This window comes from Streptomyces sp. NPDC031225 (genome assembly GCF_055570355.1).
In genome coordinates this window covers 1-1,986 of sequence record NZ_JBVIHJ010000051.1, presented here as the reverse complement: position 1 = coordinate 1,986, position 1,986 = coordinate 1, and the positions used below count along the sequence as shown (strand labels likewise).

At 67.8% G+C, this 1,986-nt stretch carries 2 protein-coding genes; both read left to right on the top strand.

Annotation, left to right across the window (positions count from 1 at the left end; translation table 11 throughout):
* A partial coding sequence (locus ACZ48Z_RS43000; protein WP_468741375.1) for an ISL3 family transposase occupies nucleotides 1-1,497 on the top strand: 1,497 nt, incomplete at its 5' end.
* 43 nt (nucleotides 1,498-1,540) lie between these two features.
* The gene (locus ACZ48Z_RS42995) at nucleotides 1,541-1,969 is read left to right on the top strand and encodes a DUF4240 domain-containing protein (protein ID WP_468741374.1); all 429 of its coding nucleotides are present in this window, start codon (nucleotides 1,541-1,543) and stop codon (nucleotides 1,967-1,969) included.
* The last annotated feature ends 17 nt before the right edge of the window (nucleotides 1,970-1,986 follow it).

The window sequence follows — 1,986 nt, the reverse complement described above, 5'->3', positions numbered from 1 at the left end:
CGGAACGTCGTCGTGAGTTGTCCCGACTGCGCGACGCCGTCCGAGCGGATACACAGCACCTACGAACGGCACCTTGCCGATGGCCCGGTGGGTGAGCAGGCGGTACGGATCGATCTGTCCGTCCGGCGGTTGTACTGCGAGAACGCTGGTTGTCCGCGCCGTACGTTCGCCGAGCAGGTCGATGGACTCACCGTGCGGTACGGCAGGCGGACTCCGGCCTTGCGCAGGGTGCTGGAGGCGGTGGCCGTGGCTCTCGCCGGCCGTTCCGGGGCTCGTTTCGCGAAGGTCCTGCCCAGTGTCGTGAGCCGGATGACGTTGCTCCGGCTGGTGATGGCCGTGCCCGATCCCGTTTGGGCTGTGCCGAAGGTGCTGGGGGTGGACGACTTCGCTACACGCCGCGGGCAGCACTATGGCACCGTCATCATCGACTGCGAGACTGGTCAGCCCCTGGACCTGCTGCCCGGCCGGGACGCCGGGACGCTGGCCGCCTGGCTGCTGGCTCATCCCGGCTCGGAGGTCATCTGCCGGGACCGGGCCGGGTCCTACGCCGACGGCGCCCGCTCCGGAGCACCCCACGCGGTCCAGGTCGCAGACCGCTTCCACCTGCTGCAGAACCTCGGCACCGCGGTGGAAGGCTGCGTGCGCCGGCACAACGCCTGCCTCAAACCGCCGGACGCCGACGCGAACGGCATCGTGAGCATCTCCTTCGCCGAGCCGGAGAACACGACGAAGGCGATGTCGCCCATCGAGGCCCGACAGCGTGAACGCCACGGGATCGTCCACGCCCTCCTTGACCAGGGACACGGCATCCGGGAGATCGCCCGGGAACTGCACATGGGCGGCAATACTGTCCGCCGGGCCGCCCGAGCCGAAACACCCGAGCAGATGCTCAACGGCCGTCACCAGCCCCGGCCCAGCCAGCTTGACCCCTTCAAGGCATACCTGGACCGGCGCTGGGCCGAGGGCCACACCAACGCCATCCACCTGCACGCCGAGCTCAAAGAGCTTGGCTATCAGGGCAGCTACCAGATCATCAGCGACTACCTGCGGCCCCGCCGACGGCGGCGCATCCGCGTCGTCGGACCGGCGCCGCCGGGCGTCCGCCAGGTCACCGGCTGGATGATGCTCCACCCCGACCGTCTGCGGGACGAGGAGCGGGAGCAGTTCGCCGGCATCCTCGCCCGCTGCCCCGAACTTGGTGCCGCCGAACAGCTCGTCCGGTCCTTCGCCGATATCCTCACCACCCGCTCCGGCCAACACCTCAAGGACTGGATCCTCGCCGCCCGGGCCGAGGACCTCCCCGGACTCCACAGCTTTGCGCACGGCCTGGAGAAGGACTGGGACGCCGTCCTCCAGGGACTGACCACCCACTGGAACTCCGGCCCCGTCGAAGGCCGGGTCAACCACATCAAGATGATCAAACGTCAGATGTTCGGCCGCGCCAAGCTCCCCCTGCTCCGCAAGCGGGTCCTTCTCACAGCGGCAGCGAACAGGTGACCAAGTAGGCGGAGTGTCAGACGTCTGCGTCATGCTCGCTGGCATGAACGAAGACGTCTTCTGGCAGCTCATCGAGGAATGCAGACCCACCGGGCCGGACCCTGATTCCGGACAACTGGCAGTCGCGCTGACAGAGCACCTTGCTCAGTCCCCGGTGTTCGTCGTCACCGGCTTCGCCGAGCAACTGTCCTGGGCCCTTTACCGCTTGGACCGCAAGGAACTCGGACAGGGCCTGCCCGGTGACGCATTCCTCTACACACGCTGCGCAGTCGTCGCCGCCGGCCGTGAAGCATTCGAAGGCGTACTCCAGGATCCGAGGGCCTTCGCACCGTTCGCCACCGACCTCATCTGGGCCGAGAGCCTGCTCTACACGCCAGACCACGCCTACGAACGCATCACCGGCGAGGAATGGGACCGCCGCACTCGGTACTCCTACGAGTCGTACTCGAACACCGGCGGGTGGGCAGTCTGAACACCGTCGACGCCCAT

Coding starts and splice junctions, on each gene's coding strand:
- ACZ48Z_RS42995 (WP_468741374.1), top strand. CDS start 1,541: ATGAACGAAGACGTCTTCTGGCAGCTCATCGAGGAATGCAGACCCACC.